This is a genomic window from Halorubrum marinum (genome assembly GCF_048381195.1).
Classification (GTDB): domain Archaea; phylum Halobacteriota; class Halobacteria; order Halobacteriales; family Haloferacaceae; genus Halorubrum.
Genome location: NZ_JBLWMM010000008.1, coordinates 61,490 through 76,212 on the forward strand (window position 1 = coordinate 61,490; position 14,723 = coordinate 76,212).

Annotated in this window: 11 protein-coding genes; all 11 read right to left on the reverse strand. The window is 62.1% G+C overall.

Features of this window, described 5'->3' with window-relative positions; genetic code table 11:
• Positions 1 to 415 precede the first annotated feature (415 nt).
• Positions 416 to 1,939, reverse strand: coding sequence for a primase-associated protein (locus ACNSN4_RS16330; protein ID WP_418286896.1), 1,524 nt, complete (start codon positions 1,937 to 1,939; stop codon positions 416 to 418).
• Complete coding sequence (locus tag ACNSN4_RS16335) at positions 1,936 to 2,820, reverse strand: bifunctional DNA primase/polymerase (protein ID WP_418286897.1); 885 nt, start codon at positions 2,818 to 2,820, stop codon at positions 1,936 to 1,938. Before ACNSN4_RS16335 ends, ACNSN4_RS16330 begins: the two co-directional genes overlap by 4 nt.
• Positions 2,817 to 6,638 (reverse strand): ATP-binding protein, encoded by a 3,822-nt coding sequence (locus ACNSN4_RS16340; RefSeq protein ID WP_418286898.1) that lies wholly within the window; start codon positions 6,636 to 6,638, stop codon positions 2,817 to 2,819. Before ACNSN4_RS16340 ends, ACNSN4_RS16335 begins: the two co-directional genes overlap by 4 nt.
• Positions 6,631 to 8,865 (reverse strand): VirB4 family type IV secretion system protein, encoded by a 2,235-nt coding sequence (locus tag ACNSN4_RS16345; RefSeq protein ID WP_418286899.1) that lies wholly within the window; start codon positions 8,863 to 8,865, stop codon positions 6,631 to 6,633. The genes ACNSN4_RS16340 and ACNSN4_RS16345 overlap by 8 nt, the downstream gene beginning before the upstream one ends.
• Positions 8,849 to 9,970 (reverse strand): TraC-like domain-containing protein, encoded by a 1,122-nt coding sequence (locus ACNSN4_RS16350; protein WP_418286900.1) that lies wholly within the window; start codon positions 9,968 to 9,970, stop codon positions 8,849 to 8,851. Before ACNSN4_RS16350 ends, ACNSN4_RS16345 begins: the two co-directional genes overlap by 17 nt.
• Positions 9,971 to 9,976: 6 nt before the next feature.
• On the reverse strand, positions 9,977 to 11,038 hold the full coding sequence (locus ACNSN4_RS16355) for a TrbL/VirB6 family protein (RefSeq protein WP_418286901.1): 1,062 nt from the start codon (positions 11,036 to 11,038) through the stop codon (positions 9,977 to 9,979).
• Positions 11,039 to 11,040: 2 nt separating this feature from the next.
• The gene (locus ACNSN4_RS16360) at positions 11,041 to 11,871 is read right to left on the reverse strand and encodes a hypothetical protein (protein ID WP_418286902.1); all 831 of its coding nucleotides are present in this window, start codon (positions 11,869 to 11,871) and stop codon (positions 11,041 to 11,043) included.
• On the reverse strand, positions 11,868 to 13,601 hold the full coding sequence (locus tag ACNSN4_RS16365; RefSeq protein ID WP_418286903.1) for a DUF8186 domain-containing protein: 1,734 nt from the start codon (positions 13,599 to 13,601) through the stop codon (positions 11,868 to 11,870). The genes ACNSN4_RS16360 and ACNSN4_RS16365 overlap by 4 nt, the downstream gene beginning before the upstream one ends.
• Before the next feature lie 27 nt (positions 13,602 to 13,628).
• Positions 13,629 to 14,048, reverse strand: a complete 420-nt coding sequence (locus ACNSN4_RS16370; RefSeq protein WP_008580508.1) for a DUF7985 family protein — start codon at positions 14,046 to 14,048, stop codon at positions 13,629 to 13,631.
• A 6-nt stretch (positions 14,049 to 14,054) separates the two neighbouring features.
• A complete protein-coding gene (locus ACNSN4_RS16375) occupies positions 14,055 to 14,333 on the reverse strand; it encodes a hypothetical protein (RefSeq protein WP_008580506.1) in 279 nt (92 codons plus the stop codon).
• A gap of 207 nt (positions 14,334 to 14,540) precedes the next feature.
• Positions 14,541 to 14,723 carry an exodeoxyribonuclease VII small subunit gene (gene xseB, locus ACNSN4_RS16380; RefSeq protein WP_418286904.1) on the reverse strand — a complete coding sequence of 61 codons (183 nt, stop codon included), beginning with the start codon at positions 14,721 to 14,723 and terminating at the stop codon, positions 14,541 to 14,543.

Genomic DNA, 14,723 nt, shown 5'->3' on the forward strand with positions numbered 1-14,723 from the left:
CCCTCGGCCTGAGAGAGCCGGCGGCCTTCGCACACTGCATATCGCCTCTTTCTTTGGACGAAATCCGCGATATGCAAGACGATATGACGGCCTCAAATCGAAGAAGAACTCCGTCGGGCCGATTTGAGGCAGTAGAAAACACCTCGACGAGTTCGGGAGCGATACTGGAGTCCCAAAATTTGCTCGACGAGGGGGTGATGAAGGTGATTTCGGAGGTATCTAAATTTCACCGGGCCGCTGCTTCACCTGTTCTGTGTCTCTCGAGGCTCCCCTGCTCGGTACTTCGAATCGTGAAACACCCCGATTCCCTCGATTCCGGTTGTGTTAGCCGCTGAAAATTGCTCGACGGGGATTCTGAAAAGACTGGCTTTGGTCTGCAACACGATTCTCGAAAATCTGAGGAGAAGTCTATTATTTAGAATTGCTCAGCGGGGCCGGCAGACTGCTCGTCAACTTGTTCGTACATCTCGTCCGGGAACGGAAGACTGCCCCAGATCGAGTAGGGACATTGGTCCTGGCCGATGCAGTAGCGCTGCATATCGTCGTTATCGCAGTTCATCGGCAACGGGGTGTCTCCGCCGATCGTGTTCGAGAACTCGTAGCGGACTTGGTACTCAGTTTCCTGCTCGTCGTACCACGGCCACCTGGAGAAGACGTCCTTGAGGTCCGCAACGATTTCGTCGAGGCTGCTGTCTTGGTACTGCGGCAGCCACATCACCATCCGAGCGAAGTTGTAGAGATCCTTCCGAACCGGCTTCTTCTCGTGGAGTCGCTCCTCCATATTCGCCAGACAGGGGAGTTCGAAGAGGTCCTCGATTTCCCGCACCTCGATCTGTTCAGCGCCGGTTCCGGCCCGCCCGATTCGATAGGTGTTGACGCGCCCGTCGCGGTCGATGGTGACCGCCGAATGTGACTCGTGGTCGGCCAACGTCTTGGCGAGACTGCTCGGACTCGAGATCCAATCTGTCACGGATGATTCCCAGTCGTCCTCGGCCTCGTACGCCTCGACCGCTCGATAGAGCTCTTTCGCTGTAAGGAACTCCCCTTTCTGGGCGACGTCGTCGGGGGCGTCACTCAGGGCTCGCCGGAGGACGCGAATCGTCCGTTCGCCACGGTCCCAGTTCCGCCAGATGCGCTCGTGATGGCCGGTCTCGAGGAAGCGGTCGATCCGCTCCGTTATCGCGGACTCGTTCGTCGTCAGCCACGTCAGCTGGTCGTCGGAGAGCCCGTCTTCTTGCACCCGCAGGAGCTTCTTGAACGCCCGCTCAGCATAGTCCCGATACTTGCTGTCGAAATCACCGACCGGGACGTACAGCTTGTTGTCTTTCACTCGCGTCAGTATCTCCCCGCCATCGTCACTCCCCGTCGACCCCTGGTCCTCCCGAACGAGACATTTGCGTGACGCTGCGGCCATCGGGATTTCGAGGTAGAGACCCTCCCCGAACTCCGGCATCTCTGTGATGCCCGTACAGACTCGACCAGGGTGTGGGCCATCCTCGCCGGGCTCCTTGCTGTACAGCACGTCGGCGATGTCCTGCTGGAGCGATCCATCACCGTGGGCGCGGATGAGGGAGGCGAGATTGTTGACGTACAGCTGCCGGATGTCGTAGAGCACCTGGATGTTCCGGGGCAATGCGTGCTCGAACTTCGGGTGATCCTTTACACAGACCGCACTCAGCGTTGCAAGCACGGCGAGCGTCCCGGGCTCGTCGACGAACGGCTCCTCAGCGGCGTCAGCACGAACCTGCTCTTTGAACGCCGCCGTCCCGAACCGCTCGACGTCGTTCACGAGGTCCTCGGGCTGGTCCTCGCCGTCGACGACGTATCGGTTGTAGCCACGCGTAAACAGCTGGTTGATGCGGGTCTCACCGTACTCCAGCGGGAGTGCCGCAACTCGATACGCTGCGTCCTCGTCGTCGGTGGGCGTACTGGGGCTCATTCGTCGATCACCTCCGGTGTCGCCGACCGAACGTCGAACGCCGGACTCTCGATAGGTTGGACGATGCTACAGACGTCGGCGTGCAGCGAGTAGGGCAGACGAGCGACACGCCGGCGGTCGGCCGTCACGACGGGGTCGATCGGGATGTCGTACGTCTCGAGGAGGAGGTCGTTCAACACCTCGCGACTCTGCTCGTCGTACCGGTGCGCCAGGTCGGTATCCAGCAGATAGACGTGGACCCCCTGCCCGCTGTAGACGACCATCGTCTCCTCGGCGTCGAAATCGTCCTCAAAGATGTCGCGCACCTCGAACCCGTACTCGATGGCGCGGTCGACGTCTTCGAAGGCGTACGGATACCCCTCGGGAGCGGTGTCGAGGATACCCGCAGCGTCGAGGAGCGCATCGTCGTCCCGACTGTCGACGTCCGCCGACACCATCTCGTCCGCTCGGTCTCGGGCGATCTCTTTCGTGTCGATGTCGACCAGGAGGACCCAGGGTCGTTCCCAGTGATCCAGCGCGTAGTAGACGGCGTCGGGCCGTGGGTCCGGTTGCTCCAGCACCTCCGGATCAGCAAGCGCGAACTTGCTCCGCCCCAGCGGGTCGTTGCGAGCGGGGTGTTGAATGAAGTCGACGACGTCCTCGAAGTCGTTGAACTCGGATGTCGTTCGGTCCCCCGACGGATCTGTCTGCCACGTATCCCGCCGGATGAAGTCCTTGTCCGGCACCCCGTCTTTGCGCACCGGGTGGGACTCTCGGAAGGCGATGGCGTACTGTTTCGGACCGGTCGCCGTGATGAATTCCGGCAGGTCGTCCAGATAGCGGGGGAACTCCTCGGCGTAGTAGGCGTAAATCTCCTCGCGGGTCGCCTGTCGCCAAGTCATTGGTTGAAGTCTTGATCGAGATTTTTGAAGCCCCGAACGGTGGTCAGCCCCGCAGCATCGAACTCGTCGACGGCGTCTCTGATGGTCGTAAACGACCGTGCCGCCCGCCCGCTGACCCGCTCGTCGATTCGGTCCGCGTCGGCAAGGCTATCCAGTACGTCGAGCGCCGTCTCGCGATTGTTGAAGGCCCAGATCGCGTCGGCGTCCACCGCGCTGAGTTTGTCGTAATCCTCGACCGGGGCGTGCCGGTTGTTACTCGCGAGCTCTGCTTCGCCGGCCCAGACGAGATCGCCGTCCTCGTCGAAGCCGGCCACGTCCAGGACGGTGCAGTCGTCGGTTTCGTAGTACGGGTCCACGCGAACGACGTTGTCCTGCTGGTGGAACCACAGTTCGAGGAGCCGGACGCCAACCTTGTGTGGCGTTTTCTCGCCGAGATCGCCCGCTCCTGGTCCCGCCTTCAATTCTCTCCCCAGGAGGTCTCGACCGTCGGGGAGGACGGTGTAGTACTTGCGCCCGGCAGCGGAGTCCGCTTCCAGGAGATCCTGCTCTGTGAGCCGCTCTATATGGAGGTCGTCGTATTCGTCCCGGAGCTGGCTCATCCTGTCCAGTAGCGTGTACTCGTCGTCCTCCCGGTTCATCACGTCGAGGACCCGATTCAGGAACCGGACGTCGTCACGGCTGAGCCCGCGTTGTCGGAGTTCGTCATCGGGGACAGGTACGCTGCTTTCCTGGACGGGCGTTGCCCCGTTCTCCGGCTGCCCTGCTTGGTCACCAGCTGGGTCCTCGTCCGTTTCGGTGGCCTGCCCGAACAGGGAGCTCATCTCTGACTCGTCTGCATCTGGGTCGCTGTCCGTCTCGGTCGGCGTGGTCGACGTCGACGCATCTTCGGTCGTCGATTTGCTGATGAACGCGGATTGCGTCGGGTCCGTTTTTGAGTCGCCGTCGGCAGCCGCACCCGTCGTCTCGGCCCCCGAACTCCCCCAGCCAGTCTCCTCCGGATCAGTGTCCGACTCAGTCGGCTCTGTTAGCCCGTGCTGGGCCTGTGTCCGCTCGACCATCCGTGGCCGGGACACGGACTCGAAATGGTCTTCTTGGGGCTCTGTGAGCGGCTGGTCGCTTTCTGGATGCCCCGGCGCAATCGGGAGGGGCTTCAACGAAAACGGCGGCGGACCAGTCTCCCCGAAGGACGGGCTCGGGAGCTGCGCAATCCACTCGCCGCTCGGAAGCGTGTTGATTCGGTTGCGGAGTTCGGTCGGAGAGAGGTCCTCGTGGGCAAGCGACTCCGCGAGGTCGCGCTCGATCGAGATGTTGCCGATGAGCTTCGTCTTGATGTTGTTCAGCACCTCGTCGTAGGCCCGCTCGTTCCGGTTCCGCACCTGTTCGGGGAACTGCATCACGAGCCCCATACTCAGGCCGAACGACCGGCCCTGCGGCAGGAGCTGCTCGGAGACGAGCTTCGTCGACGCGACCGGCGCCGCCTCCTCGATGATGAGGTTCGTGAGCTTCTCGTAGTCCGTCTGACCGTCGCGACGGCGCACCTGCACGGCGTCCCAGAGGTTGCTCAACAGCAGGAGTGTGATCGCTCGCTGTGCCTCTGGCCGGAGGTCGCCGAGGTCGAAGATGATGGTTGCATCTTCATCGAGGAACTCGCGGAAGTCGAAGCGGTTGTCGACGTACTCGCCGGCTTCGTTCTGCTCGGGGACGTGGCTGAAGATCCGCCGGAGATGTGCGTCCTCTTTGAGCTTGTCGAGACGGTTCCCGACGGCGTCCATCGAGACCTGGAATTGGTGGTTGTCCTTCGCGAAGTGGCGCGTCAGCGATTCCTCGATGTTCTGGTTGTCCGCCGAGACCGGGGGAATCGTCTGGTCGCGCTGCATCCGGAGCGCGGCGGCGAAGAGGTCGTCCAGCCCGAACACGTCGCTCCCGTACTCCTCGTCGAACAGCGCCTTGATTAGGTAACTCAGGATCTCGTTCGCGACGAACGCCTGCCCGTACTGCTCGCGACCCATAATCATCCGGAGGATGTCGTGGAAGTGGTCGACCTTGTCCTGAATCGCGTCCTCTCGGTTGCGACCGGCCTCGAGCGCGGGACGGATGTCGAAGAACGAGAACGCGGGGATGGTCTCCGGGACGCGGAAGTGGTAGACGTCGTCCAAGCCACCGAATCGTTCGTAGTGGCAGCGCAGGTAGTTCTCACACATTCCGTCCCCCTTCGGGTCGACGAGGACGACGGGGCCACCCGTCGTCTCGCGGAGCGAGAGGGCGTCGTTGATGATGGCCTTCGACTTCCCGCCACCAGTCGAGGCGAACCGCCCGTAATGCGTCGGCAACAGATCTGGCGGAATCCGGATCGGGTCTGGTCGTGGCTCACCGTTTTCGTCGAGCGCGTAGCCAATAGCCATCCCGTCCTGGAACTGCTGGATCAGATCCGGATTGGGCCACGGGAGCGGGTTCCGACTTTGCTGTTCGGCTCTGGTTCCCCGCGTCCCTTCGACGGTCAACTGTTCGGAGGATGGAACGAGGACGAAGTTCGCGAGCTCCGTCCCACAGAGGACCAGCTCGGGGCGTGTCTTCCCCCGGCCCGTCGTCAACTCGCGATTGAGGAGGCGCTGGAGAGCGGCCCGTGCCTTCTTCTCCTTCGTCTTCTCACGGAAGCCGCTGTCCCGGAGGCGTTGCCCCTCGACCTCGTAGAACGGCCCATCAAGCGGGTCGAACACGGGGAGGAGCGAGTCCATCCGACTATCGAGGTCGTCGCGGGTGTCGTCGGTGGGGACGCCGACGGCCCGGATGTTGACTGTGAACGACCGTTTGGCGTTCTTCGCGTCGATGTACTCGATTCGCTTCTCGACGGCCTCGCTGAGCTGCCGGTCGTCCTGATCGCTCCGCTGGTCCTCGACCTCGAGCAACGACCCGACGACCTCCTGGAAGAACGTGTCGCGGCCGTCGACGAGATCCTCTTTCCGCACCTCCGCGTCGGACTGCCAGCTGGCACGCCGTTGAAAGACCACCTGGAACGCGGTCGGCGCTGTCGCCTCCATCAGGTGGTCGATCAGCGACGCCAGCGCCGCGCCCGGTTCGTCGACGGACGAGAGGCCGCCGTTCGTTTCCTCTGCCGTGAACGACGTCAGCGAGGTCATCCAGTCCTGCTTCCGCGACGCGGAGCCACACCACCGGACACCGAGCGGCGAGACAGCATCCTGTGCCGGGCGAGCCAGAATCGTTCCCGCCGGTGTCATCGTCGGCTTCTCGATGGCCCGTCGCTCTTCCTCGTCGTCTGGAAGTGCATCGGGCGGCGCTAGTTCGAGGGCTGAGCCCCCGACAGTAACGTGATGATCGGGGACGCTCGTGGTTGCCGTACCGCCGTCGACAACGGGGTCTGCTTCGGCTGCCTCGGAATCCACTGATTCCTCGTCGATATCGTACTGTTCTGCCGGGTCAAACTCGTACTGCAGCCGCCCGGCCTCGTAGTGGTCGACGAATTCCTGCGGTGTGAACTCGACTGGCTGAATGAGACGAGCGGCGACGTCGACGTCGACGCGCTCGATGTCGAACGTGGCCGGATAGATGGAGCGGAGGCGTTTCTCAACCGTATCGAGGTGGGCGTCGGCCCCGTAGAAGAACTCCACCGGGTCGTCGGGGCCATCACTGATTGCGAGGAACTCGAATCGGGGTGGTGTCTCACTGTGGAGTGGGTTCAGCTTCGCCCCGAGGCCCGACGAGCCGGGCGTGGTCAGTTTGTGGAGGCTGTCGAGGACTCGGGGGATGCTCTCCGGGTCGAGCCGCTCGGATGTCGGCGTGACGCGCAGGTACTCAGCCATCGTTGGTTTCCTCCGTAGTCCCGCCGTCTGGCTCAGCTTCGACGGCGTCTGAGTCCTCGTTCAGTTCGCTCGTTTCGTTCGTTCCGTTCGTTGCTCGATGCTCGAGCTCTTCCTGGAACTCCTCCATCTCGGTATCGACGGCTTTGTCGCCGGCGCCGGGCAGTGAGGATCGGACCTGTGAGGTCGGGTCGAAGTCGATGACCTGCTTCTCCTTGGGCATCGCTTTGACCTGGATGCCGCGCCACTCGCCGTCGACGCCCACGAGTGCCTCGGAGAAGCCGGCGTCCTCGTTGCCCGGCACGGCATCTTGGACGAACCGCATCTGTGCGTAGTTCAGGCCGAACTCGTCGGCCCACTCCTCGTCCATCCCGTCGAGGCGGTGGAACTGCTTGACCGCACACTGGTCCAGAATGGCCTCGCTCTCGGCGTGCTCGAAGAACTCGTCGACGGTCTGCGTGACCAGTCGAATCGAGAGGTCGTGATGCCGGTGGTGGCGGAACACCGTCTCGAGGAACGCCAGGCTCGCGGCGTCCTGCATGATGTAGCGCGCCTCGTCGATGTAGAACACGACCTCCTTCTCCGAGACTTTCGCCCGCTCGTACACCAGCGAGATCAGGAGCTGCATCGTCAGCGCCGTGCTGCTGTCGACGCTGCCCTCCTGCTGGGCGAGGTCGAGGTAGATGACCTTCTCGTCGCGGATATCGAAGTCGGACTCCTGGCCGAGGTTGCCGTGCCGACCGTCGTCCTCGAAGGGGCGGAGCTGGTCGAGGAGCCACGTCGCGTCCTCTTTGATCTTCCCCGCCTCCTCGTCGGACCGGACGACGAACTCCTCTGGGTCGTTGACCATCTCCTCGAAGACGTCCATCATATCCTGAATCGTCGGACTCGGGTTGTCGTGCGTCGAGATGTCGTCGGTGATGCCGTTGCGCTTGTACGCCCGCTTGAGCCCGAGTTCGAGCGTGGTCCGGCGGTCGCCCAGCGAGATGCCCCGGAGCGCGAAGAAGTTCGTGAGGAAGCTCATAGCGTCGTCGAGCTTCTCGTTGAACGGGCTCGCGTCCTCGCCCATCGCCCGCTGGACGTGCTCGGGCGTCTCCCGAATCTCCAAGGGGTTCAGGCCGAGCGTCCCGCCGACCGTGATGCGTTTGGCATCGAGCGCTTCGGCGACCCCCGCCCAGTTGTTCAACGGCTCGAGGATGATGCCGATACGGTCCTTGCTCTGCTCGATCGACCGGATGAAGTTCTGTTTCGAACTGAACGACTTCCCGGAGCCGGTGTCGCCGACGGTGAACATCGCGTACCCGTTGTCCCGCGCGAACGGGTCGATGACGACCGGGCTCTGGTTGTCTTTGTGAATCCCGAACTCGACGCCGCCCTCCTCGAGGATCGTCGCGTTGTGCGGCGAGGACAGCAGCGCGCCGACGGCGCCGCCGAGCGCAATCGACGTCCGCCCGAACTCGTTGTCACCGATGGGTGCGGCGGACTGAAGGGCGAGATCCTGCCGGCAGATCGCCGTCTTCGGCGTGAGGTTCGCCGGGTCGTCGCGGAGCGCGCTCTTGACCTTCTGGACGGCGTCGCGGAGGTCCTCCTTCTCGTCGGCCCGGACCGTGATGAACATCCCCTGGTCGAAGACATTCGCGCCGTTCTCGACGGCCTTGTACGTCGCTGCGGCCTCGTTGGCGCGTTCCTGTAGGTAGGCACTCCGCACGCTCTGTTCAAGGTCAGCGTCCACCTGAAGGTCGTCAGCGATATCCTGCAGTTCGTTCCGCGCCCGCTCCTGGTTCTTCGGCGTGATGTGGGCCGTCAAATCGAACTGCACGTCCGTCATCTCGAAGAGCTCGGAGAGGTAGCCGTCGTTGGGGTAGTCCGGGTAGTCAGCGATGTACAGCGTCGTCGTCCACTGCTCGCCGACCCGTGCCGCGCGCGTCTCCCACTCAATCGCCGCCGGCGCGGTCACCGTTTTGTGTGACTCGGCGATGTCGTCGAGAAGTTGGCGTTCGGCCGCGCCCTGTTCGATGGTCTCCTCGTCGAGGAGATCCGAGAACTCGACCTCTTCCTCGTCGTCTTCGGTGTACCAGTCCCAGAGGAATTTCCCGCCGATCCCGACTAGTACCGCGAGCAGGATGTAGAGAGCCGCACCTTCAGCTGAGGTCGGATTCGTGACCCACTCCGTGAGCTGGCCGACGGCTCCGCTGCCCGTCTGGAGGACGAGGTTACGCATCGTGGGCATCCTCCCGGCGCGAGTGGCCGATGATGGGTTGTTCACGAACGACGTTCTCTGCGTCGTCGTAGTCGTGTTCGCGGCCGTTCCAGAAGTCCATATTCAACACGAAGAGTTCGACCGTGCTGAGCCGGCGTGCGGACCACCCGGAGGCCTGCTGGATGAACTCCGACCGCACATCGTTGACCCGGCTATCCAGCTTCTCGAACATCTGTGCGCGGCGCTCGACGTCGGTGAGGTCCTCGCGGCGGGTCACGAACGGGTTGAACAGGAACCCGATGACGGGGAACTGCGTCAGCTTCTCGGCCGGCGTCCCCTCGTCGCGGAAGCGGTCGTAGACCTCCAGTGGGGTGACCTCGACGCCGACGTAGTACCGCACCTGCTGGATGCCCCGTTCTCGCATCTCCTTCGGCCGCGTCTCCCGATACTCCTCGAGGAGTTCCCGGAAGATCGGATTTTCTTTGACGTCCTCGTCGTTCAGGCGGTCTTCGATGTTCTCGGTGATCTGTTCGACCGGGAACGAGCGGGTCGTGGCGTGGAGTTTGAGTTTCGAGTCGAGTTCCTTGTTGGCGAACTCTTCGCCGGCGTCCTGGAGCTGTGCCCAGTCGTCGGACATCGCGAAGTCCATGTTGCCGGGGTCGATCTCGATGAACGCCTCCATCGTGCCGTCCGCGCGCTGGATCGCGCCAGCGCCCGGCCACGCCCGCTCGATATTCGTGAGGTCCTGCGTCCGCTCGTCGGGCTTGAACGGTGTGTAGTTCGCGAGCCCGCCCTCGTTCCGCTCTGTCTCGTTGGTGCTACTGTCGGCGTCCTCCGGGGCGCTGAACGTGATCTGGGGGCGTTTGACGTAGCGATAGACGTCTTTCGTCCACGTCCACGCATTCAGGTGGTCGGGCGAGACGTAGACGATTGCGACGCCGAACCCGAACCCACCTGCGACGAACGGGAGGGCGAGTGATTCGATGCCGGTGAGGCCAGCGATGAACAGGCCGACGATCGGGAAGGCGATCAGGACGCCGACGTCGCCTTCCTCGATGTTGAGGTAGGGGATGCGGCTCTCCTCACCGAACTGGTCCATGATGCGCCGTGCGGCTGCGTCTTCGTCGATGGACATGGATTGTTAGTAGCCTCCAGGGTCGTTCTCGGTCCGCCGGTACGACGGCGTCCCGCTGTCTTCGTCGCTGTTCGCGCCCCGGGCTGCAGCTTTCTGCGCCACAGCGTGTCCCGCTGCGGCCTTCGGTCCCCACCGGGCCGCGGTCGTCGCGACGCCGGCGCCGCCGATGTAGGCTCCAGCGGCGACACCGCCGATGAGGGCCGCTCCTTTCGTCGCACCACCGAGAACCTTCGCCGTCAGCGGGGTCGCGTACTTGAACGTCTTCCACGTGACATAGAGCGCAACGAGGGGAAGTGAAGCCGCAACGAGATACTTGAGGAACGCTGATCCCGGCGTCAACGCCCCTCCAGAGTAGAGTAGGTCGTATCCTTTGAGGACTATCGCCGCAGGCAGGGGTAGGATGGCCAATGGGACGAACCGTTTGCTGAACCCCATCGCGACATCAGAGAGGACTGGGATATTGCCATACGCAACGGCGAACGCGATGGGCATCCCATACAGGTAGACGTAGAGGAGAATCTGCCGGATGTAGAACAGCGCCTCCAGTGCCCACATCGAGATTCCTCCGATGAGAGCAAAGAGGAGACCAAGACCGGGATTGGTAATCGACCCCGTTATGAACTGCAGCATAGCAGAGCCCAGCGAGGACAGCTCCGGCATCAGGGCAATCGTGAACCCATCAACAAGGTAGAGTCCGAGCGCTCCAATCCAGTACCAGGTAATAATCAGAAAGGCTCCGACCCAGGCAGTCTTCTTGGTCTTCCGAGCCTCGTACGCACTCCCGATATTGAAGATGCGGATGGTGTGTCGTCCCTGAACGCTCATCACGAGTAGCAGCAGAGAAATCAACATGATCTCGCCACCGATGAGTCCTTCCTGAATTGCTGGCCAAGGGGCGTTACTTGATTCTCCGAAAATGAACGTCCCGTCAGTCTGGGGAGTCGGAGTGCCAAACATCTCTTCGGTCAGCGTCTGATACCCCGACCGAAGCCCGTCCATGAACAGACCGATGAACCAATCGACGACGTCTTTGAAGCCCTCGAGAACGACGTCTATCAGGTCCACCATCGTTAGGCCTCCGTGATTGAAACCTCGCAGTCACTCATCTCCGTGGATCCGGAGTACTGTACATCGAAGGATTTCGATACCTGGTCGCCGCCAACCTGGGTTCGGACTGTGACGGTGAACTGGCCGCTGTTCCCGTCCGGGGAGCATCCCATTCCCTCCTCAGATTCAGAACCAAACGGGAACGAACTACTGAACAGGTCGGTAGTCTCTCCCGGCGAGATCACCACCTGCTCGGTTTCATACATCCCGCTATCTCGGGGATCTTCGACAGGGTTTGGAACATCACCGGAGAAAATCAACTCAACAATCGCTTCTGGTCCGCTTCCGGTGTTTTCGACGGTGACGTACGCTTCCCCGTTCTTTAGCCGATCCGTCTCGGTGTCTCCGTAGACTTCGTCCCACGGCTTCTCAGGGTTATTCCGATAAAGACCGACCTCTTGAATTCCAATTTCCGGCTGTATCAGTGAGGAAGTCTCAGCTAGCGTTTCTTCACCGCTGAGAGCCACGACAGTATACTCTCCAGGCTCGTAGGAAGTCCCGATCTCGAAAGAGACCTGCTGTGACCCAGCAGCGGTTTCTCGCTGACCGAACAGTTCCCCATTCGGCTGAACGAGATTGATCTGGTCGACTTCCTCCTCTGAGGAGTATTCAACGACGATTTCTGTCCCCTCTACAGTGACTTGCTGGATAACTCCTCCTTCATCAGACGGTGTTGAGTTCCCGCCACCCGGGGAATCGCCGTTGTTGAGGCATCCGGCCACGCTCACGAGAGCGGCGCCGGCAACTGTTCGGAGGGCGGTCCGTCTACTGAGGTGGGGATTGTCCTGAGTCATGGTTTCTGTCCGAAGATGTCTTCTGGGCCGAGCATCCGAAGGAGGCGCTTGCCAGCGTAGAACATCACGAAGAACGGCAGGAGCTGCCAGCCGACCTCGAACACCAGCGCAAACCAGCCGTCGATCGTCCCGAGTGGGTGCCACCGGGCCGTCGCGGTATCACTCACGTACGCCGGGTCGTGACCGAGCCACGAGCCCGGATGGTACCGAGCCGTGTAGATGCCCGGTTCGTCGATGGTCACGATCGCCACCCCCGAGGCGTTGGTCTCGACGCGCTGATCCGCGACTGTGATGTACCCGTTCCGGGTGGTGCCGCCGATTGGATACTGACGGCTATCGTCGAGCGCGATCGGCGCACCAGTTTGATTGTCCCGCAGTTCGACCCTGAGCGTGGCTTGCGACTGATTCTGTTGGATGACCTCGACAGTGAGATTACTGCGGCGGAGCTGTCGCTCGGACCCGGCATCCGGCTCGACGATTGACGCATTCACGCCCCGGACGATGCCCGCAACGTGCAGCGCCTCTCGATCGACGTTCTCAGCTCGAACGGCGACGCCGTACGTCGTCGTGTACGACTGGTTGACGATGTCGATATTGATGTTCTCACCGATGGTGCCGACTGGTGACGGGCGGTCAGTCCCCCAGGTCTCGATGAGTTCCGGCCCGTCTCGAACCGGCTCGGCACGCGGCCCGATCCGTGAGGGATAGGCGTGGACGTACACCGGAATCGCGTCTGACTCGACGGTGGCGCTATCCGTGCGATTCGACCGGACGAGCGTGTCCCAGTTGGTGTTCCGAGCGGTGTAGAACCGCCAGATGCCACGGACCCGTGCCTCACCGTCCTCCGTGAGCGTGTACCCCTGCCACGGCCGCGACTGGAAGATGGCCACGCCGGCATCGCCGTTCGGATACTCGGCGTAGTAGGGGTACGCCGAGAGGTCGTAGATCTCGACGGCGATCGAATCGGAGACGTTCCGTGTTTCCGTCCGATAGGTGACGTCGACGTCCGTCCGGTCACCCAGGTCGGTCCTGACGGTCTTCTTCAGCCGGACGCTAATCTCCGCTTCCAGCGTGAGATTCGCACTCCAGTCATCCTCAATCTGGTAGTCGAGGGCAGGCGTATGGGCTCCGTCACGCTCGGCGATGGTCTCGCCGTCCTTCTTCAACCGGACTTCTTCGATCTCGTGCTCCGTGAGCGACCACGAGATAGTCGTGTTGCCGGAGGAACTCCCGTTGGGGACGCGAACGCGGTAATCAACGAACCCGCGCATCGTCCCATTCGGCGCGATGTAGAGTGGGGTTTCACCGGACTCGAGGTGGCCACGAGTAGAGGGCTGGACCGCGAAGATCGTCGCGTGAGCATCTTCGATGAAGACGCCCTCCTCGAGGTCCGCGTGCGGTGGATGTACGGACGTATCTGGGCCGCCGGCGTCGAGATCCTCAAAGTCGTTCCGCGTCCACGTCGCCGCAGTCGCCGGCGGTCGTTTGAACGTAACGTCCGTCCCGTTGGCGACCTGATGGACGGCGGAGCGGTTCTCGCCGTAGCGCTGGCGGTACTCTTCTTGGCTGATGTAGTTGTCCGCATCACGTGACCACAGCGTTGCCGACTCGTTTTCCGTGAGCCCGTTCCCCTCCGTACCTGGTCGCGGCGGGTCAGCGGCGACGATACCCGTGACTAGGCTCGTCGCGAGCAAGCCGGCCATGAGCACGGAGAGCTCTCGGTGGTTCATAGGGCTCGCAACGGGGCTGTGGAGTGCTTACCAGGGGACGAGGTCGACGCACTGCGCCAGCGGGAGGCCCATCATTGACCCGGCGACGGTGTAGAGCGGGCCGAGGACGACGAGGACGACCGCGGACTTCATCGCCGAGCGCTTGTGGCGCTTGAGCCCCTTCTTCTGCTCGGGATTGAGGGTGAACATCTCGATGAGGGAGTCAGCCTGCCACACGATTGCGAGGCCGACGATCCCCAGCGCGGTGGTCAGCTGGAAGAACCCCTCAATCATGCTCGGGAGGTTGTCTGCGCTACAGACCGCGTTACTCTGGGCGGCGACCGGCTGGACAGCGAACAGGCTCAGGAGGACGACGGTGAGCGCTGCCTGCCGAGGGATCTTCCCGGTCAGCGGTGACTGGTTTTCGACGCTAGGCTCAGGGTCGGAGGGAGTCTGGTCCTGTGACATAGCGAGTCAATCATCTGTGGCGTCTCCAGCTGGTGGCTGGTTCTGTTGCTCTTCGACGAGCGACTGTAGGTCGTCGAATCGGTTGGTGTCTTCTGCGATCTCGTCGAGCGTGTAGCCCTGCTCGCGGGCCCGTTCGAGGAGGTCGCGGAGTTCATCGGGGTCAACACCGCGGACTTCCATTTCCTCGCGGAGGGCGCGGCGATAGAGGGCGGAGGCGTTGATGTGGTCGTTCCACATCAGGTACAGGTCATCGATGTCTTCGATGGTGACTGACCTCGTAATCATACATGCGGGTATGGGTATGCACCGGTTGAGTCACGGTACATATTGGCGCGGTAGTTGGATGATACCTAAATGCTTTCTGGCTACCAAGTGGTGCAAGTTTATCGGATAAATTATAACCAAATCACTTGTTGACCTCGTAGGAAAGGACTTAACCAACGAAGGCGCAGGAGGAAGAAGTCTGTTGGTTAAGAGTGAGAATCAGCTCACTTACTCGAGCTCCACAACTTCGCCGCTTCCCCCGTCGAGGACCTCTCGAACCTCGGTCAGGAGTTCCTGACCCTCCTCGTGAAGTGCTGTACCTTCGTCGAGGTCGCACTCATCTGCGTCGAGCTGCTCAATGATCTCCTCGACGCGACTTAGCCGATCGTGGATTTCGGAGTCTTTTGCCAC

What these genes read in the sequence shown, in the direction of transcription:
- ACNSN4_RS16370 (WP_008580508.1), bottom strand. Translation starts at nt 14,048, where the DNA reads ATGTCACAGGACCAGACTCCCTCCGACCCTGAGCCTAGCGTCGAAAAC.
- ACNSN4_RS16350 (WP_418286900.1), bottom strand. Translation starts at nt 9,970, where the DNA reads ATGTCCATCGACGAAGACGCAGCCGCACGGCGCATCATGGACCAGTTC.
- ACNSN4_RS16335 (WP_418286897.1), bottom strand. Translation starts at nt 2,820, where the DNA reads ATGACTTGGCGACAGGCGACCCGCGAGGAGATTTACGCCTACTACGCC.
- ACNSN4_RS16375 (WP_008580506.1), bottom strand. Translation starts at nt 14,333, where the DNA reads ATGATTACGAGGTCAGTCACCATCGAAGACATCGATGACCTGTACCTG.
- ACNSN4_RS16355 (WP_418286901.1), bottom strand. Translation starts at nt 11,038, where the DNA reads ATGGTGGACCTGATAGACGTCGTTCTCGAGGGCTTCAAAGACGTCGTC.
- ACNSN4_RS16345 (WP_418286899.1), bottom strand. Translation starts at nt 8,865, where the DNA reads ATGCCCACGATGCGTAACCTCGTCCTCCAGACGGGCAGCGGAGCCGTC.
- ACNSN4_RS16330 (WP_418286896.1), bottom strand. Translation starts at nt 1,939, where the DNA reads ATGAGCCCCAGTACGCCCACCGACGACGAGGACGCAGCGTATCGAGTT.
- ACNSN4_RS16365 (WP_418286903.1), bottom strand. Translation starts at nt 13,601, where the DNA reads ATGAACCACCGAGAGCTCTCCGTGCTCATGGCCGGCTTGCTCGCGACG.
- ACNSN4_RS16340 (WP_418286898.1), bottom strand. Translation starts at nt 6,638, where the DNA reads ATGGCTGAGTACCTGCGCGTCACGCCGACATCCGAGCGGCTCGACCCG.
- ACNSN4_RS16360 (WP_418286902.1), bottom strand. Translation starts at nt 11,871, where the DNA reads ATGACTCAGGACAATCCCCACCTCAGTAGACGGACCGCCCTCCGAACA.